This window comes from Bacteroides sp. An279 (assembly GCF_002159615.1).
Lineage (GTDB): Bacteria > Bacteroidota > Bacteroidia > Bacteroidales > Bacteroidaceae > Phocaeicola > Phocaeicola intestinalis.
Genome location: NZ_NFJA01000032.1, coordinates 1 through 26,558, shown reverse-complemented (window position 1 = coordinate 26,558; position 26,558 = coordinate 1). Strand labels below are relative to the sequence as shown.

General features: G+C 46.0%; 23 protein-coding genes and 3 tRNA genes. 11 read left to right on the top strand and 15 right to left on the bottom strand.

From position 1 onward, the window contains the following. Positions 1-2: 2 nt before the first annotated feature. The 3 genes from B5F78_RS07680 to ribD form a co-directional block, all read right to left on the bottom strand. Positions 3-746 (bottom strand): isoprenyl transferase, encoded by a 744-nt coding sequence (locus B5F78_RS07680; RefSeq protein ID WP_022040403.1) that lies wholly within the window; start codon positions 744-746, stop codon positions 3-5. Between the two features lie 16 nt (positions 747-762). Continuing rightward, entirely contained in the window at positions 763-2,235 is a 1,473-nt protein-coding gene (locus B5F78_RS07675; protein WP_140400080.1) for a DUF6242 domain-containing protein, read from the bottom strand. 98 nt (positions 2,236-2,333) lie between these two features. Further along, entirely contained in the window at positions 2,334-3,404 is a 1,071-nt protein-coding gene (gene ribD, locus B5F78_RS07670; RefSeq protein ID WP_087406415.1) for a bifunctional diaminohydroxyphosphoribosylaminopyrimidine deaminase/5-amino-6-(5-phosphoribosylamino)uracil reductase RibD, read from the bottom strand. A 38-nt stretch (positions 3,405-3,442) separates the two neighbouring features. Between ribD and prmC the strand changes: the two genes are divergently transcribed. The 8 genes from prmC to B5F78_RS07630 all read left to right on the top strand — a co-directional run bounded on the left by prmC (position 3,443) and on the right by B5F78_RS07630 (position 8,653). Beyond that, complete coding sequence (gene prmC, locus B5F78_RS07665) at positions 3,443-4,285, top strand: peptide chain release factor N(5)-glutamine methyltransferase (RefSeq protein ID WP_087395454.1); 843 nt, start codon at positions 3,443-3,445, stop codon at positions 4,283-4,285. Beyond that, positions 4,282-4,761, top strand: coding sequence for a regulatory protein RecX (locus B5F78_RS07660; protein WP_022040399.1), 480 nt, complete (start codon positions 4,282-4,284; stop codon positions 4,759-4,761). Before prmC ends, B5F78_RS07660 begins: the two co-directional genes overlap by 4 nt. After that, the gene (locus B5F78_RS07655) at positions 4,745-5,434 is read left to right on the top strand and encodes a ComF family protein (RefSeq protein ID WP_087406414.1); all 690 of its coding nucleotides are present in this window, start codon (positions 4,745-4,747) and stop codon (positions 5,432-5,434) included. Before B5F78_RS07660 ends, B5F78_RS07655 begins: the two co-directional genes overlap by 17 nt. 97 nt (positions 5,435-5,531) lie before the next feature. Further along, positions 5,532-6,167 (top strand): orotate phosphoribosyltransferase, encoded by a 636-nt coding sequence (pyrE, locus tag B5F78_RS07650; protein ID WP_087248419.1) that lies wholly within the window; start codon positions 5,532-5,534, stop codon positions 6,165-6,167. 224 nt (positions 6,168-6,391) lie between these two features. After that, positions 6,392-6,817 (top strand): SRPBCC family protein, encoded by a 426-nt coding sequence (locus B5F78_RS07645; protein ID WP_087211796.1) that lies wholly within the window; start codon positions 6,392-6,394, stop codon positions 6,815-6,817. A gap of 119 nt (positions 6,818-6,936) precedes the next feature. After that, positions 6,937-8,277, top strand: coding sequence for an argininosuccinate lyase (argH, locus tag B5F78_RS07640; RefSeq protein WP_087406413.1), 1,341 nt, complete (start codon positions 6,937-6,939; stop codon positions 8,275-8,277). A 195-nt stretch (positions 8,278-8,472) separates the two neighbouring features. Then, positions 8,473-8,545, top strand: a tRNA-Gly gene (locus tag B5F78_RS07635). A gap of 19 nt (positions 8,546-8,564) precedes the next feature. Continuing rightward, positions 8,565-8,653 (top strand) — tRNA-Leu (locus B5F78_RS07630). A gap of 187 nt (positions 8,654-8,840) precedes the next feature. On the opposite strand, the gene B5F78_RS17805 is transcribed toward B5F78_RS07630, so the two are convergent. The 9 genes from B5F78_RS17805 to B5F78_RS07585 form a co-directional block, all read right to left on the bottom strand. Beyond that, a complete protein-coding gene (locus B5F78_RS17805; protein WP_239473381.1) occupies positions 8,841-9,200 on the bottom strand; it encodes a hypothetical protein in 360 nt (119 codons plus the stop codon). Between the two features lie 83 nt (positions 9,201-9,283). Then, entirely contained in the window at positions 9,284-10,219 is a 936-nt protein-coding gene (locus B5F78_RS07620) for a phage/plasmid replication domain-containing protein (RefSeq protein WP_087406412.1), read from the bottom strand. Between the two features lie 45 nt (positions 10,220-10,264). Further along, complete coding sequence (locus B5F78_RS07615) at positions 10,265-10,747, bottom strand: hypothetical protein (RefSeq protein ID WP_087406411.1); 483 nt, start codon at positions 10,745-10,747, stop codon at positions 10,265-10,267. Further along, the gene (locus B5F78_RS07610) at positions 10,744-11,034 is read right to left on the bottom strand and encodes a helix-turn-helix domain-containing protein (RefSeq protein ID WP_022040392.1); all 291 of its coding nucleotides are present in this window, start codon (positions 11,032-11,034) and stop codon (positions 10,744-10,746) included. Before B5F78_RS07610 ends, B5F78_RS07615 begins: the two co-directional genes overlap by 4 nt. 225 nt (positions 11,035-11,259) lie before the next feature. Next, the gene (locus B5F78_RS07605) at positions 11,260-11,904 is read right to left on the bottom strand and encodes a hypothetical protein (protein WP_087406410.1); all 645 of its coding nucleotides are present in this window, start codon (positions 11,902-11,904) and stop codon (positions 11,260-11,262) included. A gap of 5 nt (positions 11,905-11,909) precedes the next feature. Then, on the bottom strand, positions 11,910-13,121 hold the full coding sequence (locus tag B5F78_RS07600; RefSeq protein WP_087406409.1) for a site-specific integrase: 1,212 nt from the start codon (positions 13,119-13,121) through the stop codon (positions 11,910-11,912). A 377-nt stretch (positions 13,122-13,498) separates the two neighbouring features. Further along, a tRNA-Ala gene (locus B5F78_RS07595) sits at positions 13,499-13,572 on the bottom strand. An 87-nt stretch (positions 13,573-13,659) separates the two neighbouring features. Next, the gene (locus tag B5F78_RS07590; RefSeq protein WP_022040389.1) at positions 13,660-14,367 is read right to left on the bottom strand and encodes a metal ABC transporter ATP-binding protein; all 708 of its coding nucleotides are present in this window, start codon (positions 14,365-14,367) and stop codon (positions 13,660-13,662) included. Continuing rightward, positions 14,364-15,236 carry a metal ABC transporter solute-binding protein, Zn/Mn family gene (locus B5F78_RS07585; RefSeq protein WP_087406408.1) on the bottom strand — a complete coding sequence of 291 codons (873 nt, stop codon included), beginning with the start codon at positions 15,234-15,236 and terminating at the stop codon, positions 14,364-14,366. The genes B5F78_RS07590 and B5F78_RS07585 overlap by 4 nt, the downstream gene beginning before the upstream one ends. A gap of 424 nt (positions 15,237-15,660) precedes the next feature. Between B5F78_RS07585 and nhaA the strand changes: the two genes are divergently transcribed. The 3 genes from nhaA to B5F78_RS07570 all read left to right on the top strand — a co-directional run bounded on the left by nhaA (position 15,661) and on the right by B5F78_RS07570 (position 21,494). After that, entirely contained in the window at positions 15,661-17,022 is a 1,362-nt protein-coding gene (nhaA, locus tag B5F78_RS07580; protein ID WP_204246987.1) for a Na+/H+ antiporter NhaA, read from the top strand. A 419-nt stretch (positions 17,023-17,441) separates the two neighbouring features. Beyond that, a complete protein-coding gene (locus B5F78_RS07575) occupies positions 17,442-20,774 on the top strand; it encodes a DUF2723 domain-containing protein (protein WP_087406407.1) in 3,333 nt (1,110 codons plus the stop codon). Positions 20,775-20,882: 108 nt separating this feature from the next. Further along, positions 20,883-21,494: a polysaccharide deacetylase family protein gene (locus B5F78_RS07570; RefSeq protein WP_022040384.1), complete on the top strand. Its 612-nt coding sequence runs from the start codon at positions 20,883-20,885 to the stop codon at positions 21,492-21,494. Positions 21,495-21,787: 293 nt separating this feature from the next. On the opposite strand, the gene B5F78_RS07565 is transcribed toward B5F78_RS07570, so the two are convergent. The 3 genes from B5F78_RS07565 to leuS all read right to left on the bottom strand — a co-directional run bounded on the left by B5F78_RS07565 (position 21,788) and on the right by leuS (position 26,322). Further along, positions 21,788-22,375, bottom strand: a complete 588-nt coding sequence (locus B5F78_RS07565; protein WP_087395442.1) for a non-canonical purine NTP diphosphatase — start codon at positions 22,373-22,375, stop codon at positions 21,788-21,790. 121 nt (positions 22,376-22,496) lie between these two features. After that, complete coding sequence (locus B5F78_RS07560; protein WP_022040382.1) at positions 22,497-23,393, bottom strand: YitT family protein; 897 nt, start codon at positions 23,391-23,393, stop codon at positions 22,497-22,499. A gap of 94 nt (positions 23,394-23,487) precedes the next feature. Beyond that, positions 23,488-26,322 (bottom strand): leucine--tRNA ligase, encoded by a 2,835-nt coding sequence (leuS, locus tag B5F78_RS07555; protein WP_087406406.1) that lies wholly within the window; start codon positions 26,320-26,322, stop codon positions 23,488-23,490. Positions 26,323-26,558: the final 236 nt, after the last annotated feature.

The following is a 26,558-nucleotide window of genomic DNA, read 5'->3' as shown; positions in this document are numbered from 1 at the left end:
TTTTAGGGTTTCAATAATTGTTCACTTGTTTTGCCAAAACGGCGTTCTCTTTGTTGATAATCGTATATTGCTTTGCAAAATTCTTCTGCCTTGAAGTCGGGCCAGTAGGTGTCGCAAAAATAAAGTTCAGAATAAGCACATTGCCATAACAGGTAATTGCTGAGCCTTATTTCGCCTCCTGTACGTATCAGCAGGTCAGGGTCGGGCATAAAACTGGTTGCCAGATACTGGTCAATGGTCTTGTCGGTTATTTCATCGACGGCAAGTTTCTGGCACGCCACTTGTGCCGCTATCTGTTTGACGGCTTCGGTCAGCTCCCATTTCGATGAATAACTGAGAGCCAGTACCAGGCACATGCCTGTATTGACCGATGTGCGTTTGATGCATTGTTGCAGGCGTTCGGCCACATTGACGGGTAACTTGTCCTTTTCGCCGATGATGCGGAAACGGATGTTGTTCTTCATCAGCGTCTCTTCCTCGATGGAATCCATAAGGAGAGCCATCAGGGCAGACACTTCTTCGGCAGGCCGTTTCCAGTTTTCGGTAGAGAAGGTGTAAAGTGTCAGGTATTTCACTCCCAGCCGTGCAGCTTCTTCTGCAATGACATGTACTGTTTCGGCACCTGCCTGATGCCCGAACGAGCGGGCATGACCGCGTTGTTTAGCCCATCGCCCGTTACCGTCCATAATGATGGCAATGTGTGCCGGAATCCGTGATTTGTCTATTAAGTCCTTGTATGATGTCATGATGCTTTACGTTTTTCTACCATTTGGGAAGGAATCCCAGCCGGTTGATTCGTCCTCTGCTCATATATCCGTTGTGCCAGATAATCCAAATAAAGTTGTTCTCATCTACTACACACGAGTAGCTTCCTTCACCCAGTGATTCTCCTTCTTCGTATTTTTGCCTGAATGAATCTGACTTTGGGAAGCGGACATAGCGTGTCACAGGTTTCCAAGAGAGACCATTGTCGGTCGACTCGAAGAACGTGTTGAACGGGTGCCGGTATTCTTTATGCGGAAGGCTGTTGATGAATCCTCCGAAAGCATATAGTTTCTTGTCGTAATAAATCATTGTTCCGTCGGCGATGTTCGGACAATAGAAAGTATCGGCCTGTGCATAGTCGTAAGCAATCCAATCGTTTTCAGAATTTAGCCGGCTGGCTGCAAATCCGAACTCATTCCCTAGTGCATCGGGATGGAATCCGAATACGACGGCGCGTGTCAGGGTGGAATTATAGGAAACAGGTAATGACGCAAACGAGAAACGTTGGTTTACGTCAGGGAAAATGCTCCCTTCTCCGTCTTCGCTCCACGATGTGCCGTTGTAGGTCACACACCGGTTGTCCTCGGTGTAGGCATACAGGTAAGAAAGTCCGCTTGCCGTAGTGGCATTTGCCAGGAGTTGCTTCAGGCGATATGCTGGTGCAAGAAGGGAGGAAGGCTGGATAACACTACCGGAAAGTTCGTACAAGGTACCGTCGGCAAGGAAATAAACCGTGCCGTTCCATACCATTGCCGAATAAGAGTCGGTTTCTTGCGGAACATTGTCGAGGGCAATCCAGCCGTCTGCCTGTCCGTTGGTACTGACCGTAGTATATTCGATGACAGGTGTATCCCCGTCTTGTCCGAATACGTAGATACGTCCGTCTGTGTATACCGCTTTCTGGCGGGTCAGGCTCTGTGATACGAAAGCTTGTTGTGAGGCTTCTTCGTCCCATGTCAACGAATCGGGTTCTTGCTGGTGTACATTGATTTTTATGTGGTAGGCTTTTCCCATCCGTCCGCTGTAGGACATAACCTTGAAAGTCAGTCCTTCGCTAGGAGCTACCGCAAAATTAATGGAGTCGGTATTGGTCCAAAGCGTATCTACAGGTTCGGTACCTAACGAGTCTATTTTGCCATATACTATATAAGGAGAATCGGCATTGATGTTGGTAACGACTCTTGAAATGTCGGTCCCTACCGGAAGCGAGTCTTTATTTTCGATAGTCCGGTTCAGCTGGTCGATGGTGAAAGGATAATTCGACATAGACAACGTATCCATATACAAGGAATCGCTTCCGTCTTGAGCCTGTCCGGTTTTTTGCATCCATAGTGTCCCTACCGAGAAATGGATGATGCTCGTTTCGTTGGTATAGGTTACTTCTATTGTATCATCATTCAGGCAAGATGTCATTGAGAATGTAGCTAAAGCCAGGCTTGCTAATAATATGGATAAAAATCTTATTTTCATTATTAGTATATTCTTTGCATTACAAGTTGCAAAAGTAGAAAGTTTTTTTTCCACTTGGAACTTTTATATCAAGTTTTATATAAAATTATGGATAAACTTTACTTTTTTATCTGCGAATCAGGCAATTTGTCGTACCGGTTGACATAGTGCGCTATCACAGACCGGTCTCTTGGCAGGAAAGAGCATGGGAAACCGCAGGGAATGGACGGTGCCTGTACTCCTTCCCCCAATATGGTGGGGACATGTTCGGCATACGTTTCGTCCCATAATCCTGCATCAAGGAAGGACTGGAGCAACCGGTTCCCGCCTTCCACCAGCAGAGATTGGATTTTATGCTCGTATAAGATACGGGCGATCTGGGGCAGAATGTCTTTGTCAAAGTCGAGAGGAATGAAAGTCAGGTTGGCCTTTCCTGTCTGGGGTACTGAAGTGAACACCCACGTGGGGGTACTTCTGTCGAACAGGTGCAGGGAAGACGGGAGTGAGAGATGGCGGTCGATTACCAGCCGTAGGGGATGCTTGCCATACCATTCGCGGGTAGTGAGTGAAGGATTGTCGAGCAGGGCAGTGCGTCTTCCCACCAGTATAGCCTGATGTTCGGCACGTAGTTTGTGCACGTATGCCGATGTGAGTGGGGAAGAAAGCCGCACCGCTTTTCCTTCCTGACGTATGGTATCGATGAATCCGTCGGCCGATTGTGCCCATTTCAGGGTAATGTAAGGACGTTTTTGCTGGTTGAATGTCACAAAACGCTTAATCAGGTCCCGGCATTCTTGTTCCAGCACTCCGGTCTTGACTTCGATGCCGGCATCTCTGAGTTTTCGGATACCTCTTCCCGATACCAGCGAGAAGGGGTCAATACATCCTACTACTACACGGGGAATACCTTTGCGGATAATCAGGTCGGCGCACGGAGGAGTCTTCCCGTAATGGGAACAAGGTTCCAGGCTGACATAAAGGGTAGAATCGTGGAGCAGGCTTTCGTCCTTCACCGAGGCAATGGCATTTACTTCGGCATGACCCTCACCGCAACGGGCATGGTATCCTTCGCCGATAATCTTGCCTTGGTGTACGATGACGGCTCCTACCATCGGATTGGGAGGCGTGTTGCATAATCCGTTCTTTGCCAACTGAATGCAGCGGCTTATGTATTTTTCGTCTGTAGTCATAAGCGTATGTTTTTTTCTTTTTGTACCTTTGTGGCATTATGCATCCTTTATATACCTATATTATACAGTCGCTTTCGGGCCTGTATCCAGACTTGGAAGTGAAAGCGTTGGCCAAAGGAATCCTGACCGATGTGTTCGGATTTTCTGCCGTTGATTTGTACGCGGGCAAAGATAGGAATTTTTCAACGAAAGAACGCGAGAAGCTTGAAGATATTCTTTCCCGTTTGAAGCGTTTCGAGCCTTTTCAGTACATTACCGGTGAAACTTTTTTCCTTGGACATCCTTTTTATGTGACGCATGACGTGCTGGTTCCCCGTCCCGAAACCGCCGAGCTGGTGGAATGGATAGCCCGCGATTATGCTTCACAGGAGGGTTTGCGGGTGTTGGACATCGGTACGGGAAGTGGTTGCATCGCGGTGTCGTTGGCACGGTTGTTACCTCGTTCTTCGGTGCTGGCATGGGATGTATCTGAAGCAGCCCTTTCCGTAGCAAGGCGGAACGCTGCACGCAATGGGGTGAATGTGGAGTGCGTCCGGGTGGATGTGCTCTCGCATATAGTTGCGATGCCCGATGCAGATATATGGGTGAGCAATCCTCCTTATATTCGTGAGCAGGAGAAGGCAAGTATGGATAGGAATGTGCTCGACTGGGAACCGGGGCTTGCTTTGTTTGTTCCCGATAACGACCCTTTGTTGTTTTACCGGAAAATAGCAGAACTGGGAAGTAAACATTTGTCTTCCAGTGGCGTTTTATATTATGAAATCAATCAGGCATACGGGCGTGAAACGGTGGAATTACTCCGAAGCATGGGATATCGGAACGTAGAGTTGCGGAAAGACCTTTCGGGCAACGACCGTATGGTAAAAGCGGAAAGACCATGAAGATTTATACTGAAAGCGAATTGAAGAATAAGGCTGAGGCTTATTGTGTGCGGACCGAGCGTTGTCCGGAAGAAGTGGCGCAGAAGCTGGAGCAATGGGGAGCTACTGAAGAAGAAAATGCCCGCATCCTTGCTATGCTTCAACAAGACCGTTTCATTGATACATGCCGCTATTGCAAAGCTTTCGTGCGCGATAAATATCGCTTCGCACGCTGGGGGAGAAACAAGATAATCCAGGCATTGCGGATGAAACACTTGCCTTCCGATGATATATCGGCGGGGCTTGAAGAGATAGACGATGAGGAATATAGCCGCATCTTGCGCGAAGTGCTTGCCCAAAAGCGGAAGTCGGTAACAGGAAAGACCGAGTACGAACGAGCCATGAAGTTGCTTCGCTATGCCGTGACAAAAGGGTATACGGTAGACGAAATCAAGCGTTACGTCCATCAGGTGTCAGAAGATGAGTTTATGGACTGACTTGCGCGATTTCTTTTTCCCTCGTCTTTGTGTGGCGTGCGGGAACCGTCTGTTGTCAGGCGAGGAAGGGGTGTGCCTTCGTTGTGCATCTTCGCTGCCTTATACTCATTTATATAATAAGGTAGGAAATGAGATGGAGCAATGTTTTTGGGGACGATTCCCGATAGAGCGTGCATCTTCGCTTTTCTATTATGCCAAGGGAGGAACGGTGGCACATATTTTGTATGCGATGAAATATGATGGCCAGCGAAAACTTTGTGTAAAGATGGGCGAGTGGATAGGGAGTGAGTTGTTGCCTACAGGTTTTTTCGACGGGATTGATTGCTTGCTTCCTGTGCCTTTGTTCCGCACCCGTGAAAGAAAGAGGGGATACAATCAGAGTGAGCTTCTGGCGCGCGGCATAGCCGAAAAGACAGGCTTGCCTGTATGCCGGAATGCCATTTACCGTCTTCGGAATAATGCCACTCAGACCCATAAGAGCGGTTATGCCCGCTGGCTGAATGTGCAGGAGTTGTTTTGTGCTACTGCAGATGCAGCATCTTTGGCAGGGAAACATATCCTGCTGGTCGATGATGTACTTACTACCGGAGCTACGCTGGTGGCGTGTGCTGATGCCTTGTCGGCCATCGGAGACATTCGTATCAGTATTGTCACTTTGGCGTGGACAAAATGAAAGTTTACTAACTTTTTATTAAAAAAATCCCTATATATTTCATATTCACGTATGTTTTGCATATTTTTGCATCGTTATTTATCAGATAAATAAAGTTATGAAAGCTTTGGAAAGATTATTTGCAGAAAAATTGTTGAAGGTAAAAGCTGTAAAGATTCAGCCTGCGAACCCTTTCACATGGGCATCGGGTTGGAAATCCCCTATTTATTGTGACAACCGCAAGACATTGTCTTATCCTGCCTTGCGCAATTTTGTCAAGTTGGAGTTGTGCCGTATCATTATGGAACGGTTTGGAGAAGTGGATGCAATTGCGGGGGTAGCAACAGGAGCCATTCCCCAAGGCGCATTGGTGGCAGAGGAACTGAACCTCCCGTTCGTCTATGTACGTTCGAGCCCCAAAGACCACGGTCTGGAAAACCTGATTGAGGGCGAGCTTCGTCCGGGTATGAAGGTCGTAGTGGTAGAAGACTTGATATCTACAGGCGGAAGCAGCCTGAAAGCCGTAAACGCTATCCGCCAGAACGGATGCAACGTCATCGGCATGGTGGCTTCGTTCACATACGGATTCGATGTTTCTGCAGAAGCATTCAAAGAGGCAAAAGTGGAACTGGTTACCTTGACCAATTACAATGCGGTACTGGATGCAGCCTTGAAGACCAATTACATCGACGAGCAGGATATTCCTATCCTTCAGGCATGGAGAAAAGACCCGGCACATTGGACGGGAAAATAAATAAAGCATGAAAATTATTTACGACTTTACGATTTACTATAATAGTCAGTCAGAAACAGAATGCGAAAATATAGTCTGTTTTTAGTAGAGACGTCACATTGTGGCGTCTCTACTGCATGCGGTATTTTTCGCAAACCGATTTTGTTCTGCTATAATTCATCGAAATAGTAAATCGTAAATAGTAAAATCGTAAATAATATTCTGTGTTCAATTAGATACAATGTATGGTACAATTTGAAAGCAGTGTGAAACATGTTCCGTATACACAGGAACGGGTCTATACAAAACTGGCTGACTTAAACAATCTTGCCTCGGTGCGTGAGAAGCTGGGCGAACTGAAAGAAAAATTCCCCGGAAAGGTGGAAGACTTGGTTTTCGACCAGGATTCGCTTACCTTGAAAGTGCAAGGCATCAGCCTTACGCTCCGTATCGTGGAACGCGAGCCGATGAAGTGCATCAAGTTTGAAGGCGACAAGACACCTATCCCGATGAACTTGTGGATACAAATCCTTCCGGAAGGCGAAGCGGAAGCCAAGATGAAGGTGACTATCCGTGCCGAAGTGAACGCCTTTATGAAAGCCATGGTGTCGAAGCCTTTGCAAGAAGGGGTAGAAAAACTGGCAGATATGCTTGCGATGATTCCTTATTGAGTTTGTAAGTTCTTGAGTTTTTAAGTTTGGAGTGTTTTGTGTATGTTTCAACTCAGGAACTTAAAAGCTCAAGAACTCAAAAAACTTACAAACTCAAGAACTCAAAAACTTAATAACGTATGGGACAAAAACTTTGGGAAAAGAATGTACAGGTAAATGCGGAAATCGACCGCTTTACCGTAGGACGCGACCGTGAACTGGACCTTTACCTGGCAAAGCACGATGTGTTGGGCTCAATGGCGCATATCACGATGCTCGAAAGCATCGGCCTGCTGAAGCCCGACGAACTGAAGGTCCTGTTGGAAGAGTTAAAGCAAATCTACGCAACCGCAGAGAAAGGTGAGTTTGTGATTGAAGAAGGCATCGAGGATGTACATTCGCAAGTGGAACTCATGCTCACCCGTAAACTGGGCGATGTAGGCAAGAAGATACATAGCGGGCGTTCGCGGAACGACCAGGTATTGGTGGACTTGAAACTCTTTACCCGTGAGCAACTGAAGCAGGTAGCTGAGGCGGTCGAGACGCTCTTCCGTGTTCTGATTGCGCAAAGCAACCGCTACAAAGACATTCTGATGCCGGGCTATACCCATTTGCAAATCGCCATGCCTTCTTCTTTCGGACTTTGGTTTGGCGCATATGCCGAAAGCCTGGTCGATGATATGCTGTTCCTGCAAGCCGCTTATAAGATGTGCAACCGCAATCCGCTCGGCTCTGCCGCCGGATACGGCTCTTCGTTCCCCTTGGACCGTGAGATGACCACCCGCCTGCTGGGTTTCGACTCAATGAATTACAACGTGGTTTATGCGCAGATGGGACGTGGTAAGATGGAGCGCAACGTTGCCTTTGCCTTGGCAAGCATTGCCGGAACCGTATCGAAGATGGCATTCGATGCCTGTATGTTCAGTTGCCAGAACTTTGGTTTCGTCAAGCTTCCCGACGAATGCACCACGGGTTCCAGCATCATGCCGCACAAGAAGAACCCCGATGTGTTCGAACTGACCCGTGCCAAATGCAATAAAATCCAGTCTTTGCCCCAGCAGATTATGATGATTATGAACAACCTGCCTTCGGGTTATTTCCGCGACTTACAGATTATCAAGGAAGTCTTCCTCTCCGCATTCGAGGAACTCTTGGACTGCTTGCGGATGTCGGCATACATCATGGAGCGTATCAAGGTGAACGAACACATCCTGGATGACGATAAATACCTGTATATGTTCAGCGTAGAAGAGGTCAACCGTCTGGCAGCGAAGGGCATGCCTTTCCGTGATGCCTATAAGAAGGTAGGGCTGGATATAGAGGCAGGCAAGTTCACTCATGCCAAGGAGGTGCATCACACCCACGCCGGAAGCATCGGAAACTTATGCAACGATAAAATCGAAGCCCTGATGGCCCAGGTTATGGATGGTTTCGATTTCGAGCGTGTCGCCCAAGCCGAGAAAGCCTTATTGGGGCGTTGAGCTTGTTCGTCTCACCACAGATTGCACAGATTAATAAAGGTGAATTACGCCCCTACTGTTTATCGCGTACAAATGACAACTGAAAATCCCTGTGTCCTCTGTGGTGAATAACGTGAAAAGAGCAAACATCTTGAAAGAAAATACGGAAAATGTTTGGAGTGTAAAATAAAACTCCCTACATTTGCACCCGTAAACGCGGAAATAGCTCAGTTGGTAGAGCACAACCTTGCCAAGGTTGGGGTCGCGAGTTCGAGTCTCGTTTTCCGCTCTTGTTCTTTGAATAGGATGCCCGGATGGTGGAATCGGTAGACACGAGGGACTTAAAATCCCTTGGCCAGTGATGGCTGTGCGGGTTCAAGTCCCGCTTCGGGTACCATAAATCCTTACTAAATCATTGATTTAGTGGGGATTTTATTTTTATAGGTAGCCAAAGGGTAGCCAAAAGCGACAACACCCCCACCTTTTAGAACTTATATATAGTTGAGATTTCCAGATACAACAAACGGGCAAAGCCTTTGAAGCTCCACCCGTTTTTGCCAATATGCCATCTATAGCACATTTGTCTATTCCTGCCTTTGCAGTTCTTTTTGTCGTCCATCCAAAATATAATTTGCCATTTCTACAAGCAAATCGGTTGGGACACATGACAAATCAAATTTATTATCCGCTTTTATTTCATCCTCAACAGTCACTTGCCTTATTTCCATTTCTGTTTTTTGCTTAGATACTACATACTGCATAAGTTTTTCAAGCATTAACAAGCGGTCTTTGGGTGATAACGCTTTCAAATCACGTTCCATTTGCCGCCTATTTTTGTCTATCACTTGGGAAATCCAATCTTTCACGCTTGCCGTTACTCTGTTGGGTGTGCCTTTTGCCCTGCCACCCAACCGCCCTTTGCCGTCATTTTTCTGTCTTGCCATATACTATAACAAACTACTTTAGTTTTACACTCGGTTACTAAATCGGTAACAGAATACAGCTTAATATAGAGTGATTTTGTGGATTATCGGTAATACTTCACCGCCTCGCTCACTTTCTTATCAAGTTCCTGTATTGCCTCGTTTGGCACGGTTAAACCATCCCTTATTTTACAAACCTCGTTAATAGCTTTTCTAAGGTCAAAGGCTTGTTTTTTGGATAGCTCACCCCGCTTCTGGGCTTCATTGATTTGCTCTATCATTTGGAGTTGCCCGCCTGCTTTTTCAATCAGAGAAAGCACACCCATCTTATAAAGCTGCTGTTTGGTTCTCATCGCTTGAAAATTTAGTGATACATCGTTTATCTTCTGGATAGCCTTGTAAGCCTCTTTCCATCGGTTCAGCAAGCTAATATAAAAAGCCTCATCATAAAGCATCGCCCCTGTAACCTCGCTAACCTTAAACTGTGAGGCTATTCTATTTGTGTACCGCTGTTCATATCTTAGTACATTCCTGCCCTCGTACAGTTCTGGTATCGGTTCTCTGTGGTTCTTTTGCTCTCGGTTCTTATCATAGAAGCAAAGCCGCCCGCCTGTCTGGCTGTAATATATGCCGTTTGGCTCTTGCAAGCGGGTTGCATACTTCAATATTCCCAAGTGACTAAGATACACCTCTGGCGGGTGTTTGGTAATGAAGTTCTGGGCTATATCCAGACGGGTAACGGTTGCTTTATTCATTGGCACGTGCAAAGTATCTGATAACTTTTCAATCGCCCGTTGAGTATCACCCCGTCCCATCGTCTGGAAATTGTCACCCAAATGCCATTTACACAAACTCCCATCTTTGATTTTCATCTGGTATCTGTTAAGGCTTATCTTTAGCCCGTTGAGGCTTCCTGTTATCACCGCTTCACCGTTGTAATAGTGCTCTCCTACATTCTCCAGAAAGCAAGGTGTTTCAGCAAGGAAATCCACGCCGCCCGCCTCGCTCTGTAGTAGTCTAAAATTTACTGTGTCATACATAACGGTTACTGATTTGGTAACAGAATACAGCTTAACATAGAGTAATCACGGCTTTTCTGGCTTGGTTACTGATTTGGTAACTTGCCGCCTCAAAGCGTTCATTTCCTCATCCAATCCACCATCAGAAAGGGCGTTGTAAAGCTGGCTTCTGTTATTCCTTTGCCCACGTGCAACAAACAGTTCTATAACCGCTCCTGCCTGTATTCCACCGTTTATAAATTCTGTGTTGTGGTGAACAAACAGAAAAGCGTCTGTTGTCCCTTTCATATCTCCATACCAATAGGGCAAATTCAAATCTGGATTATAGATGCTGCTTATATGTGCCGTTTTGGATAACGCCAAATCAGCCTTTCTTTCCTTGCCTGCTTTGGTGTGTGTATTATCGCCAATATATAGGAACAAATCGCCCGCCTTATTTCCCAATGCTTCCAGCGGGTCATAACTGCCTGTTGATGCTGTGCAATCTATTCTCAATTTGCTTTTCTGATTGGGTAACTTTTCAAAGCGGTAGTAGTCGGTGAGTATCATCTTTCACCTCCTTTCTTCATGCAATAAGCCTGCGCCTGCTGGCTTATCTCGGTGGAAGTAGATACACGGTTACTTTGCAACCATTGTTCAAGCTCCAGACGGTTAAAATAGCACATCTTACCCATCGGCTTGTAGTGGGGTATCTGCTGCCTCATGGTCAGCTTATAGAGGTAGCTTTTTGATACTCCCATGTACTTTGCCGCCTCATCGCTTGTAAGCACTTCCTTAGTGCAAAAGATTGTGTTTGCCGTTATAAGGTCGGCAATCTGTTTCAGTTCCTCTGCCATACTTCTATTTTTTAGAGGTCTGGGTTTTCTGGGTTGAGGTGCAAGGCTCACCCGTCTTTGCCCGTGTAATCTTCTGGAATAGTCTTGCACTCGCTATCCATCTGAATACAAGGACAAAGGTAGAGGGGAAAAGAAGATTGAGGAAATAAAAAAAATAGTACTTAATTGTTGCAATTTGCCAACAATTAAATACTATTAAATACAACTGTGAAAATGTTTGAACGATTAATTAAGAAGGCTATTTATAACCCCTTCTATCTCGCATTTAGCAAACTTCTCTTCACTATTATTTATATAATCGTTAAAGCCTTGTAGTGCGCCAATATCGCCAAATTCTTCTTTTACTTGTGTGGAAGTAGGTTTTAGCATCCAGCCTATCTGCATGCAAGCCAATATAATCAAAGCTACATCTTTGCCTTTTTTGCCATCCATTACCTTATGTATCTTTTGCAACTTGCTTCCATCAGCATCATTAATCATCCTGTCTTTCAATGTTTCTTTAGGTCTGCCCTTGCTTCTTGCTGGCTGGTTCTTTTGTTGCTGCTTTGGGCGGTCTTGTTGCAAGTCCATTGCATTTCTTCCTAAAAGCTCTTCCTCCAATGCTTTTAATGCACGTATGCGTTCTTTGTTAAACACATAAACCTCAGATATATTTAGCATTATAGCCCCCTCTCTTTGGCTTTCATTTATCATTTTATTCATACTTTGCACGGCTTTTCCAATCTCGCTTTTTATGTATTCAGGAAACTTTTCCTGTGTATTTTCAAACACATTTCTCGCCTGTGGCAATATTCTGTTTTCAATATCACGCCTTATTGCTTCTTGTCTTTCTTTTGGCAATAATCCTATATCCGTTATCATCTTTCCCATAATATTTATAGTTTAAGTTCTGGCAAACTGTTTATTGCCTCTTGTTTCAAACTATCTATTGCCCGTGTGTACTTCTCTGTATGCTGTATGCTACTATGCCCTAATAGGCTCGCCACGGTCTTTATATTGGCACCATTGTTAAGGATATTCACGGCAAATGAATGTCGCCCACAATGCCACGTTATGTGCTTGGTTATTCCAGCTTTTGCCGTCCAATGTCTTAGGGCTTTCAGACACATTTCTTGGCTTGGTAGTTTGAATATCTTTTCATCTGGGCTATCTGTTGAGGCTGTACCAATCAATGTTAACAAGTTATCATTTAGGGGAATACTCACATAACTTTTGCTGCTGTGCCCCTGTGTTTTCTTCTGATTGAATGTTAGTATTTTGTTTGAATAGTCCACGTTGGCAAAAGTCAAATCTTTAATATCACAAAATCTAATGCCTGTGTATAGGGTAAAGATAAAAGCCCGCCTTGTTTCTGGGTTCTGCCCTTTATAGGTGGTGGCTATAAGCTGTTGCATTTCTTCTATTGAAAGTATATCTTTCTTTAATGCTTCTTCATCAGCCTTGCAAACAATATCCTCGCATGGATTTTTCCTTAGAATGTCTTTCTTTACAGCCGCTTTTACTATCTTCTTCCACCGCTTCCAATGTGTCAAAGCTCCCTCGCCCTTACTTATACTTTGCAAATATTCTACAAAGTGCTCCATCATATCGGGGGTTATTTTCTCTGGAGAAATGTTGTTTTTGTATAGAGGGTATTCCAAAGCAATGAAATCAGTAAACCGTTTTTGGGCGGCTTTAATCATACGTTTGTCCCCTTTGGTGTATTCATCATAATATGATTGAATGAAATCAAAGAAATTCACTTCCTTTGCCTTTAGCCGGTAGCCCAATGTACCTTCTTTCAGTTCCTGTTCCCGTTCATGTCTTATCTCCTTTGCAAGTTGTAGAGTTTCTTTGTTCTGCTGTCTTTCAAGTGGAGTTCTGGGGGCTTGCCAAAGATATAATTTCAAAGCCTCCCTTTTGCGCTCTTTTCTCGCTACTTTTTTATCCTTAGCCTCATCATAGACCATATTATAACCCAAATAGTAGTCTAAAAAAAGGCTTTCTCTGCCATCTGATAAAATCTTTGCCCCCAATTTTGGGTTATCTGTATCATCGGTACTAATGATATAAGTATTATCAGACCTTAGTTCTTTCTTTGCTGCCATAACTTATTTGCTCTTTATTTCATTTGGTTGCAAATATAGTTATTTATTTTATTCTGGGTAGCCAAAGGGTAGCCAAAAGCAACACAACATATACCTTTTTATGAAATCAAGTGAAAATACATTTTTCTAAATATGCCTATAAATCAGATATTTATATTCACTTGTTATCCCTTTGTTTTCTCTCAAAATATGGGTACTGTACCCGCTTCGGGTACGAAAGACGCTTCATGACTGACAGGTTGTGAAGCGTTTTTTGTTTATCCGCAAAGGAAAATCTGGAAATGTTACAGACAGGTACCGGTAGAGAGAACATTCGTGCCGGGCAAACATAAAAAGAGGCAATTTCAATTCTTATTTTGAAATTGTCTCTTTATGTGTGGAGCATACCGGACTCGAACCGGTCACCTCGACACTGCCAGTGTCGCACTCTAGCCAGATGAGCTAATGCCCCTTTCTGCGTGCAAAGATAAGAGTATTTCTTGTATATTCCTTATTTTCCCATTGTTAAAAATCCTTGTTTTATTGATTTTATGGATTGTTATCGGTCGAAATGTTCTTCTATCCATTTTCCAGTCACTTCCTTGATTGGCAAATAATCGAGGGTGTGATTTACACAGGCTATATTTTGAGCATGTTGAAGCACTGTATTTATGTCGTGGCTAACTAAGATAATGGCGTGTTCGCGGTTGATTTCTTCCAGCAGTGTATAAAGATGTGTTTCGAATCGCTTGTCAATATATGTATTCGGTTCATCTAATATTAAAATTTGCGGATTCGAGACCAAGGCACGTCCCAGCAAGGCACGTTGCAGTTGTCCGCCACTCAGTTGCCCGATAGGACGTTGCTCTAATCCTTCCAGTCCCACGCGGGAGAGCATGGCACGCACTTTTTCATGTTGCGCTTTTGTGAAGGAACGGAAGAGGGATTTCTGCTTGTTTAGGCCGGAAAGTATTACATCGTATACCGATATGGGAAATTTTTTATCTATCGAGGTATATTGTGGCAAGTAGCCCATGCTGAGTTCGGAGGTCTCTTTGCCATTCTGATAAAAACGAATACTTCCCGACAGAGGATGAAGCAATCCCAAAATGAGTTTGACCAGCGTTGTCTTTCCGCCTCCATTGGGTCCTATGATGCCTATGAAGTCTTGTTCGCAGACAGTAAGGTTTATATCTTCCAACACTGGTTTGCGGTCATAGGCGGCACAGATATGTTCTAATTGGATAAGAGGAAATGAAACTGTCATGGCATTTCATCGGATTTGGATAACGTGCGAGCTATATGCAACATTTCTTCTTCCCATCTGTAGCTCAGCGGGTTGATGCGGATGAGGGACAAATTCAGTTCACGGGCTATTGCTTCCGCATTGCGTGTATCAAACTCTTTTTGTACGAAGATGGTCCGTACATTTTCTTTTTTACATCGGTTGATTAATGTCTTCAGTTGGGCGGGCGAAGGTTCTTTGCCTCCTTCTTCGATGCTGATTTGTGTCAATCCATAATCGCGTGCGAAATAAGAGAGTGCAGGATGGTAAATCAAGAACGTGCGTTCACCGCCGTTCAGGTAAGCCAATATTTTTTCGTCTATCTGCTTTAGCCTAGTACCCAGCCGAGTCATGCGGGTCATGTAATATTCTTTATTTTCCGGGTCTATTTGGCAAAGTGCCCGGCAAATGTTGGCTGATATTGTATAAGCATTACTGATGGAACTCCATGTATGCGGCTCGACACCTCCTGCATGGGGATGCTTTGTTTTTTCTTCTTCGTGTATCAGGGTAACGCCATCCGATAAGTTAAAAAAAGGGATGTTTGGGGCATTTTGCTTTAATTTATCAGCCCAGGCGAGTTCATAGCCGATGTATCCAGCACGCAGAAAGGCGCGGCTTCGGCTCAGTTCGACCAATTGTTGTGGAGTAGGATCGTAAGTTTCCGGGCTACTGCCTTCGGGTACCATACTGATTATATGGAAATGCTCGCCCGCAATGGATTCAGCAAAATAACGCAAGGGTTCGATACTGACGGTAAGTATCGGTTTCTCCTCGGCTGGCTTCTGCGTTTTACGTCCTCCACACGCGGTAAACAGTAGGATAAGTAAAAAAATGATGTACGTTTTCATGTGTCTGTTTCTTGTTTGTGTTGCAAAAATACAGAATCTTGTTCAGATATGCGAACAAAACAGAAAAGAATGCGTACTCTACGAAATGTTGGATAATAAATTCCATTTTTTCATTGTTTGCGCTATTTCCATTTGCAGCTAAACAAAATAAGGCGTATTTTTGTTTTATACTTTGAATGGTGTGAAATTGTACTTTAATATGGAATGCACACTGCCGGTGTCACTCCTGTTGTCAGTGCCACTCATGATTACAAATCCGGCATGACAAGCAAGCATCGTTCTCTCCGGCATATAGCTGCATCGGTTGTAAGATTAATAATCTTACAGCGTGAAGATTAATAATCTTTCGGCATGAAGATTAATAATCTTACAAGCAAGGCAGTCATGCGTTTCTTATTTTTTACACAATAAAACAGTAAATTTTATGAGTAATCCGATGATGAAGACTTTCGATTATGCATTCTTGAGCTTTTTGAAACATCGTGTCAATGGTGGTATGGTGCTGATGGTTGTAGCCGTGCTGGCAATGGTGATAGCCAATTCGCCATGGGCGGAAGCTTACCATGCCTTTTGGAATTATCCTGTAGCTTTACAGGTAGGCGGATTCAACCTGTTCAGCCATCACAGTGAACCTCTGACGCTGATGGCGTTCATCAACGATGCCTTGATGGCGGTATTCTTCTTTTCCGTGGGATTGGAAATCAAGCGTGAAGTGCTGGTAGGCGAACTTTCCAGCCTGCGCCAGGCGTTGCTTCCCATCATCGCGGCGGTGGGAGGGATGATTGTCCCCGTGGCAATTTACTTTGCGATGACCGCCGGAACGCCTGCCGAAGGAGGCCTGGCGGTACCCATGGCGACTGATATCGCATTTTCCTTGGGCGTGTTGAGCCTGTTCGGCAAGCGTGTGCCCCTGAGCCTGAAGATTTTCCTGACCGCCTTTGCCGTAGTCGATGACATTGGAGGCATTCTGGTTATCGCCTTTTGCTATACGTCTCATTTGGCTGGAGGATATTTGCTGGCTGCGGTTGCGGTTCTTGTTATCCTGCTGATAGCTAACCGGATGCAGGTTATGTCGCGCACGTTTTATTGCGTGGCAGGTATTGCGGTGTGGTATCTTTTCCTTCAGTCGGGCGTGCATGCTACGATTGCAGGTGTGCTGGTGGCGTTCACGATTCCTTCCATCCCGTGCCTGAACGTGAAGAAATACATCACGCGCATCCGTGAGAACATTGCCGAATTCCCGCATTTCGACAAGAGCAGTATTCTTCTTACTCCGAATCAGATAGATGCATTAAAGAGTATTGAGTCGGCTTCCGACAAGGTGATTTCGCCTCTCCAGTTTATGGAAGACCGTATGCATGGAATGGTGAACTACCTGATTATGCCACTTTTCGCCTTTGCCAATGCAGGCATTACGCTTTCGGGAGGAGGCGGAGAGATAGCCGGCATAGTGACGTATGCCGTAGTATTAGGTTTGGTAGTGGGTAAGTTTGTGGGGATTTATTCCTTTACGTGGTTGGCTGTACGCTTGCGTGTCACTTCTTTGCCGCAAGGGATGAACTGGCGGAATACAGCGGGAGTGGCATTATTAGGCGGTATTGGCTTTACCGTTTCGCTTTTTATTGCCAATCTTTCCTTTGGGGCAACTGATGAGGTATTGCTGGGCCAGGCAAAGTTAGGAGTGCTGGCAGGTACGGTATTGGCAGGCATCCTGGGGTATGCGATGCTTAAACTGACATTGCCGAAAGCAGATAGTGCCGGAGCAGATAATCCTGACGTTTCATAGCCCCAACCGCCATTCTGATAAGATTGTACTTTGCTCGATATGATGTTATACATTTCGTTGATATTATCATTGAATACGGAACACTACACAGAATGCACGGAGAAATCCAGAAGAAAAATATAAAAAATGAATGTCCGCAAACAGTCAATACATCCCCCTGAAAAATGAATATATACTACATCGGCAAATACAGTATTTCAACTCCGGCGGATTGACTAATTGCGGGCATTCATAAAAAGTGTTTAGGCTTAATGTGCCGTTTTCGGGCGTGATCAGGTGTGTTTGGGAATCATTCTAAATCGCCAAGCGATAAATTCAAAACAGTTTCTATAAAAAAACGAAAAACTATCCTACTCTTACCTGCCCTGCGGTGAAATTCACTATCTTTGCGGCAATTATACAAAAATGAAACCTTAAGAATGAAACAGTACAACAAGATCAACAATCTGGTAGGCTGGTTCGCTTTCCTTGTTGCAGCATTTACTTACTGCATGACTATCGAACCTACTGCCAGCTTTTGGGATTGTCCCGAGTTTATCACCACCGGATACAAACTGGAAGTAGGCCATCCCCCTGGCGCACCTTTCTTTATGCTGACAGCCAACTTGTTCAGCCAGTTTGCCAGCGACCCATCGCAAGTGGCGGTCATGGTAAATATCATGAGCGCATTGATGAGTGCAGCATGTATCCTGTTCCTGTTCTGGAGCATTACGCACCTTACTAAAAAACTGATTTGTCCCGAAGAAAAAGAAATGACAACCGGTAAGCTTATTGCCATCATGGGTGCGGGACTGGTGGGTGCACTGGCTTATACATGGAGCGATACTTTCTGGTTCAGTGCCGTAGAAGGTGAAGTATATGCTTATTCCAGTCTCTTTACCGCCGTAGTGTTCTGGTTGATTCTGAAATGGGAAAACCGTGCTCACGAAGCTCACAGCGACCGTTGGCTTATCCTGATAGCCTATCTGACGGGTTTGTCAATCGGAGTCCACTTGCTGAACTTGCTTTGTATTCCCGCCATTGTACTGGTATATTATTATAAAAAGAATCCCAATGCCAACCTGAAAGGAAGCTTGATGGCACTGGTTGGTTCGATGATACTGATAGCCGTAGTACTTTATGGTATCGTACCGGGCATCGTGAAAATAGGTGGTTGGTTCGAACTGCTGTTTGTCAACAGTTTGGGATTCTCGTTCAATACCGGACTTATTATTTATATCATCCTTTTGGCGGCCAGCCTTATATGGGGTGTATACGAAAGCTATACCGTACGTAGCCGGAAACGGATGAACATTTCTTTCCTTACCACTGTAGGATTGTTGGGTATCCCCTTCTACGGACATGGATGGAGCAGTGTGCTTATCGGCATTATCGTACTGGCGGTTCTGGCATTGTACCTGTTTGCCAAACTTCCTGAAAAATATCAAGTCAGTGCCCGCACGCTTAATACTTCCTTGCTTTGCATGATGATGATGGTGGTGGGATATTCTTCATACGCCGTTATCGTTATCCGTTCATCGGCAAATACGCCGATGGATCAGAATTCGCCTGAAGACATTTTTACCTTGGGCGAATACTTGGGACGTGAACAATACGGTACGCGCCCACTTTTCTACGGACAGACGTATGCTTCGAAAATGGCACTCGAAGAAGTCGATGGGGGCTGTGTATATGCCATGACAGAAGGTGCACCTGTCTATCAGCGTAAAGAAAAAGAGCGTCCGGACGAGAAAGACAGTTATGAAATCGTACGCCACAAGAGCGAATACAAGTATGCACAAAACATGATATTCCCTCGCATGTATAGTTCGGATCATGCAGCGGCCTACGAAAGTTGGTTAGGAAGTGTAGAAGGTCGTCAGGTCCCATACGACCAGTGTGGGGAAATGCTGATGGTGAAGATACCTACCCAATGGGATAACATCAAGTTCTTCTTCATCTACCAGTTGAATTATATGTATTGGCGTTACTTTATGTGGAACTTCGCCGGACGGCAGAACGATATTCAAGGTCAGGGCGAAATCGAGCACGGCAACTGGATTACCGGTATTTCGTTCATCGACAAGATGTTGGTGGGTGACCAAACTTTATTGCCAAGCGATTTGAAAAATAATAAGGGGCACAACGTGTTTTATTGTTTGCCTTTGGTACTGGGACTAATCGGCTTGTTCTGGCAAGCTTATCGGGGCGAACGGGGCATCCAGCAGTTCTGGATTGTATTTTTCCTGTTCTTTATGACGGGACTTGCCATTGTGCTTTACCTGAACCAGACACCGCAACAACCACGTGAACGTGACTATGCATACGCAGCTTCCTTCTATGCTTTTGCCATCTGGATAGGTCTGGGAGTAGCAGCTATCGCCGAATGGCTAAAGAAAAAGTTAGGCGAGAAACCATCAGCTATTCTTGCCAGCGTGGTATGTCTGCTTGTTCCTTTACAAATGGTAAGCCAGACATGGGATGACCACGACCGGAGCGGACGTTATACGTGCCGCGACTTCGGACAAAACTATTTAAATTCCGTGCAAACCGATGGTAAACCGATAATTTTCACCAACGGTGACAATGACACATTCCCCTTGTGGTACAATCAAGAGACCGAAGGTTTCCGTACGGATGTGCGTGTATGCAACTTGAGCTATCTGCAGACCGATTGGTACATCGACCAAATGCGTCGTCCGGCATACGACTCGCCTTCCGTTCCTATAGACTGGGAGCGTATCGACTACGTACAAGGACACAACGAAGCGGTTTATGTACGTCCCGATGCAATGGAAACTATCAACAATTATTACAAGCAATATCCCGAAGAAGCGAAGAAAGAGTTCGGTGACAATCCATACGAACTGAAGAATATCCTGAAATACTGGGTACGTTCGCCGAAGGAAGGCTTGCAAATGATTCCGACGGACAGCATTGTCATCAAGCTGGACAAAGAAGCAATCAAACGTTCGGGTATGCTTACTCCCGATTCGATTCCTGATTATATGCACATCTCACTGAAAGGCAAACGCGTACTATACAAAAGCGAACTGATGATGCTGGAAATGCTTGCCAATACCAACTGGGAACGTCCGATGTATATGGCGATTACCGTGGGTCAGGAAAATCATCTGAACCTGACTAATAACTTCCTGCAAGAAGGTTTGGCATACCGCATCACTCCGTTCGACAACGCCAAACTAGGACGGCGTATTGATTCGGAAAAGATGTACGATAACCTGATGCACAAGTTCAAATTCGGTGGCATTGATAATCCGGATATCTATTTGGATGAAACCGTGCTCCGTATGTGCGATACGCACCGCCGTATGTTCGTTCAATTGGCTTCCCAATTGATAAAAGAAGGCAAGAACGACAAGGCATTGGAAGTTCTTGATTATTGCGAAAAAGTGATTCCGAGCACTACGGTGCGCCATGACTACATCTACAGCAGTTCGAAAGAAATGGCGGATGATTACGCAAAACTGGGTGAAACTGGGAAAGCAGAAAATATCCTCTGCCAGTTAGCGCAAAATTCGGTAGAATATGCTGCTTGGTATATGAGCCTTGACGATATACGTTTGGCCAGTTCGTACGAAGAGTGCATACGCCACTATACCATCTTAGACGATGTCTGCAAAGCGCTTGAAAAGTTGAAGGATGAAAACGGTAAACCACTTGAATCGGCAACTAGCTACCGTCATCAGTTCGACCAGCTATATGGCTTGCTGGAAAACCGTATAGGAAAAGCTAATCCGGCTCATGAATAGTTTATAGTTAACAATTAACAGTTAACAATGAATAGTTAGCAACAGTTATGCAACAAGCCTGTTATATACTATTCATTGTTGACTATTAATTACTTTCAAAATACTGTTATGCTTATCGAACAACCTCCCTTATTGCTTCGATGGATTTATCCACGTGCTTTATGGCGTATGGATAAAAATGAAAAAGCTGTTTATCTGACTTTCGATGATGGGCCTATCCCCAACATCACACCTTGGGTACTCGACTTATTAGACAAATATAACATCAAGGCTACCTTTTTTATGGTGGGTGATAACGTACGTAAGCACCCTGAAGAATTCCGTATGGTAGTAGAACGAGGCCATCGCATCGGGAACCATACTTTCAATCATATTCGAGGCTTCGAATATCTGAGCCAGAATTATCTGGCAAATACCGACAAGGCAAATGAATACCTGCATACAGATCTTTTCCGTCCTCCTCATGGCCATATGCGCTGGGTGCAATATCATGTATTGAAAAAGAAATACCGCATCGTGATGTGGGATCTTGTCACCCGTGACTACAGCAAGCGTCTTACCGGTCCGCAAGTGCTTGCCAAGGTCAAAAAATATGTCCGAAACGGTTCCATCATCACTTTCCACGACTCTATCAAGTCTGAGCCGCGCCTGAAGTATGCCTTACCCCGTGCTATCGAATGGCTGTTGGCACAAGGCTACACATTCAAAGTATTCGAATAACACGGTCGCAGAATATTGTGGTGATGCTCATTCCCCCGTTATTGTAGTAGCCCATCTGTTCGCATGAAGCGAACAGGAGGCTTCATTTTATCAGAAACAGACATACGCTTTTCATCCTATAACTTGATTGTCCTATTACCGTGTTGTTCAGGGATTGTATTGTGAAATGCCATTCGTTATCATGTCTGTATGAATCTTTGCATTCCCATTGAGGCTTCAATAATAAAGATAGCGCACCGATGGAGGAATTGGGTGTCAAGAAGCGATTGACACACCTACATCGGTGCCGCATTTTAGTTTTCAGAGCGTAAGTATTCCACCAGCTGCTGCACGGCACGGGCACGGTGGCTGATTTTATTCTTTTCTTCGTTTCCCATTTCGGCAAATGTCTCGGCATAGCCTTCGGGCTGGAAGACGGGGTCGTAGCCGAAGCCTGCGGTGCCGCGGCGTGCTTCGATGATGTTGCCCTGCACGATGCCTTCGAACAGATGCTCTTTGCCGCTTTCGATGAGGCAGATGGCGGTGCGGAAGCGGGCACGGCGGTTTTCCTTTCCTTCCATTTCGGAAAGCAATTTGCGCATGTTGGCTTCCGAGTCATGTCCTTCGCCTCCGGCATAGCGTGCCGAGTAGATGCCCGGTGCGCCGCCGAGGGCTTCCACTTCCAGTCCCGTATCGTCGGCAAAGCAATCCATGCCGTAGTTCAGGTAGATGTATCCGGCTTTCAGGCGGGCGTTTCCTTCGAGGGTATCGGCGGTTTCAGGAATATCGGCGTGACAATCGATGTCGTTCAGGCTCAATATCTCCAGTTTGTCGCCGAGAATGGCGCGTATCTCTTCGAGCTTATGCGCGTTGTTGGTTGCAAAAACGAGTTTCTTTTTCATTGCGTTGGTGGGTTTATTTTTTAGGAGTTAAGAAGTTAAGGAGTTAAGAAGTTAAGCCAATACTTTAGATAACAAATCACAAACAAAACTATTGACTTAACTCCTTAACTTCTTAACTCCTTTATTTCACTTTCAGCTTGTCGAATCCTTCTCCGTATACGCCTACGACGTTGCTTTGCGAGATGAAAGCGTTGGGGTCGATGTCTTTCACGAGGCGGAAGATGTCGAGCGACTGGGTCTTTTTTGCCAGTACCACTACTACCTTGATATTCTGTTTGCTGTACCATCCTTGCCCGTCAAGCAGGGTGACACCGCGGTCTATCCGGGTGGAGATGCCTTCGGCTATCTCTTCGTACTTGCGCGAGAAGATGAGGAACTGCACCGACTGGCGTGCGCTGTTGATGACATAATCAATCACGGTGCTCATGATGAAGAGCACGCAGAAGCCGAAGAGCACGCGCCGCCAGTCGTGGAAGATGAAATAGCACGACGAGATGATGACGATGTCGCAATACATCATCATGCGTCCCAGCGTCACGTCCTTGTATTTATTGATAATCCAGGCGATGATGTCGGTGCCGCCCGTGCTTCCGTTGTTGCAGAACACGATGCCGATACCGAATCCAAGCATGCCGGCTCCGATGACACATGCCATGAAGTCTTGTCCCGGTCCGAGGAGTTGGGGCAGGTGTCCGGAATCGTCTTTCAGCAGCCACTGGAAGAGCCAGAGCAGGAAGGTCAGCATAAAGATGGCATATACGGTCTTTACACTGAACTTTGGTCCCAGTATTTTCAGGGCAAATCCTAAGAATATGGCATTGATAATGAAGTAGGATACTTGTATCTCTACTCCTGTAGCGTAATAGATAATGGCGGAAATACCCGTCACGCCTCCCGTCGTAATCTGGTAGGGGAGCAGGAACATCGCCCAGCCCAGCGCGTAGAGTACCAGCCCGAAAGTAATGGCAAGGTAATCTTTCGACTCGCGGCTTATCTTCTTGATTAATGCTAACTCCATAGATAATTGGTTTAAACGCAGATTAACGCGGATTGACGCAGATTTTTTTTATTTTTAATCTGCGAAAATCTGCGTTAATCTGCGTTTCTTTTATTTATAACACGATGTTTACGATTTTCTTCGGCACGATGATGACCTTCTTCGGAGTCTTGCCTTCAATCCATTTCTGAGACTGCTCTTCCGCCATTACCGCTGCCTGTATGGTGTCGTTGTCGGCATCCGCAGGGAATTCCATGGTGAAACGTGCTTTCCCGTTGAAAGAGATGGTATATTTCACCGTGTCTTCCTTCAGGTAGTCTTCGTTCCATGCAGGCCATTGGGCATCGCATACGGTGGTGCCGTGTCCCAACGCTTCCCAAAGCTCTTCGGCAAGGTGAGGCGCGAAGGGGGCAAGCAGGATAACGAGGTCGGTCAGCACTGCCTTGTTGCGGCTCTTCAGCGCGGTCAGTTCATTGACACAAATCATGAAGGCACTGATAGAGGTATTGTATGAGAAGACCTCGATGTCGCCCGTAACTTTCTTTATCAGTTTATGGATAGACTTCAGTTCTTCTTTCGTAGCTTCGCCTTCCGCAGGCAGGAATTCGCCCTGACGCCCGTAGAACAGGTTCCAGAGTTTCTTCAGGAAGCGGTGCACACCGTCGATGCCGTTCGTGTCCCAAGGTTTCGACTGCTCTACCGGACCCAGGAACATTTCGTACATACGCAGGGTGTCGGCTCCGTATTTCTCGACAATCATGTCGGGGTTCACCACGTTGTACATCGACTTGCTCATCTTCTCTACCGCCCAGCCGCAGATGTACTTACCGTCTTCGAGGATGAATTCGGCATCGTGATATTCGGGACGCCAGTTCTTGAAGGCTTCGATGTCGAGCACGTCATTGGTCACGATGTTCACGTCTACGTGTAAAGGTGTCACGTCGTATTGGTCTTTCAGGCCGAGAGAGACGAAGGTGTTGGTATCCTTGATGCGGTATACGAAGTTGCTCCGTCCCTGAATCATGCCTTGGTTCACCAGTTTCTGGAACGGTTCTTCCTTGACACTTACGCCGAGGTCGAACAGGAACTTGTTCCAGAAACGGGAATAGATAAGGTGCCCCGTAGCATGTTCGGTACCGCCTACGTAGAGGTCTACGTTCTGCCAGTAGCGGTCTGCCTTTTCCGATACCAGTGCTTTATCGTTGTGCGGGTCCATGTAGCGCAGGTAATAGGCACTCGAACCGGCAAAGCCCGGCATGGTATTCAGTTCGAGCGGGAATACATGCACGTTGTCTATCTTCGTATTCTCTACCACTTCGCCTTTCTCTACATCCCAAGCCCATTTTGTAGCGTGTCCCAACGGAGGCTCGCCAGTTTCGGTAGGCAAGAACTTGTCGACTTCGGGCAATTCCAGCGGAAGCTTGTTTTCGTCAATCATGTAAGGCATGCCGTCCTTGTAATATACCGGGAACGGTTCGCCCCAATAACGCTGGCGCGAGAAGATAGCGTCGCGCAGTCGGTAGTTCACCTTTACACGTCCCAAGTGGTGTGCTTTCACATATTCCTTGGTAGCGGCAATGGCTTCCTTAATGGTCAGGCCGTTCAGGTTCAAGTCGCAATAAGGCGTTACACCGGCTTTCGGCGAATTGCATACGATACCTTCCTTGGCATCGAAGCTTTCTTCACTTACGTCACATCCCTCTACCAGCGGAACGATGGGGAGGTTGAAATGCTTGGCAAAAGCATAGTCGCGGCTATCGTGTGCCGGTACCGCCATAATGGCTCCGGTTCCATATCCAGCCAATACATAGTCGCTAATCCAGATAGGTACGGCATCGCCCGTGAAAGGATTGATGGCATACGAGCCGCTGAATACACCCGTCACACGGCGGTCGGCGATGCGTTCACGTTCGGTACGTTTCTTGGTACGGTCCAGATAAGCTTCCACTTCGGCACGCTGTCCGTCGGTAGTGACTTGCGGAACCAGTTCGCTTTCGGGAGCCAGTACCATGAAGGTCACGCCGAACATCGTATCGGCACGGGTGGTGAAGATGGTAAATTCGAGGTCACGGTCTTTCACCTTGAACCGCACTTCCGTACCTTCCGAACGGCCTATCCAGTTGCGTTGGGTTTCTTTCAAAGAGTCGGTCCAGTCGATGTGGTCCAGTCCGTCAAGCAAGCGTCCTGCGTATGCCGACACACGCAAGCACCACTGGCGCATCTTCTTCTGCACTACGGGATAGCCTCCGCGTTCGCTTACACCGTCTACCACTTCATCGTTTGCCAGCACCGTACCCAGTTGCGGACACCAGTTTACCATGGTTTCGCCCAGGTAGGCGATGCGGTAGTTCATCAGCGTTTCCTGTTGCTGCTTTTCGCTCATTGCCTTCCATTCGTCGGCGCTGAAGCTCAGTTCTTCCGAGCAAGCTGCGTCCAGCCCTTCGGTACCCTGCTTTTCGAAGTGCTCTATCAGTTTTTCGATGGGTTGTGCCTTGCCGCAGGTGTTGCAATAGAAGCTGTTGAACATTTTCTGGAAAGCCCATTGCGTCCAGTGGTAATACTTAGGGTCGCAGGTACGCACTTCGCGGTCCCAGTCGAACGAGAATCCTATCTTGTCCAGCTGCTCGCGGTAGCGGTTGATATTGTTCTGGGTTGTGATGGCAGGATGCTGCCCGGTCTGGATGGCGTATTGTTCCGCCGGAAGCCCGTAGGCGTCATATCCCATCGGGTTCAGCACGTTGAAGCCTTGCAGGCGTTTGTATCTGGCATAAATGTCGCTGGCGATGTATCCCAGCGGATGGCCTACGTGAAGTCCCGCTCCCGAAGGATAAGGGAACATGTTCAGCACGTAGAACTTCTGTTTCGATTCGTCTTCGGTAACCTGGTAGGTTTTCTGTTCCACCCACTTCTGTTGCCATTTCTTTTCGATCTCTCTGAAATTATATTCCATGGTGATATTGTGTTGTGATTTTGATTTTACACCTTATATTATAAGCTGCGCAAAGATACAAAGAAATCCTTTATTTGCAACGAATGAAGGGCGGAAGAGTTTGAAGTGAGGGAAAGAAACGAGAATACGGCAGAGTCAACCAGCGAGTGCAACATTACGAAATATTTTTGAAAAAGACCTCAGCCGGAGTCAAGAAATTGAGTTTTTCTCTCGGTCTGGCATTAATTTTCTTCCTG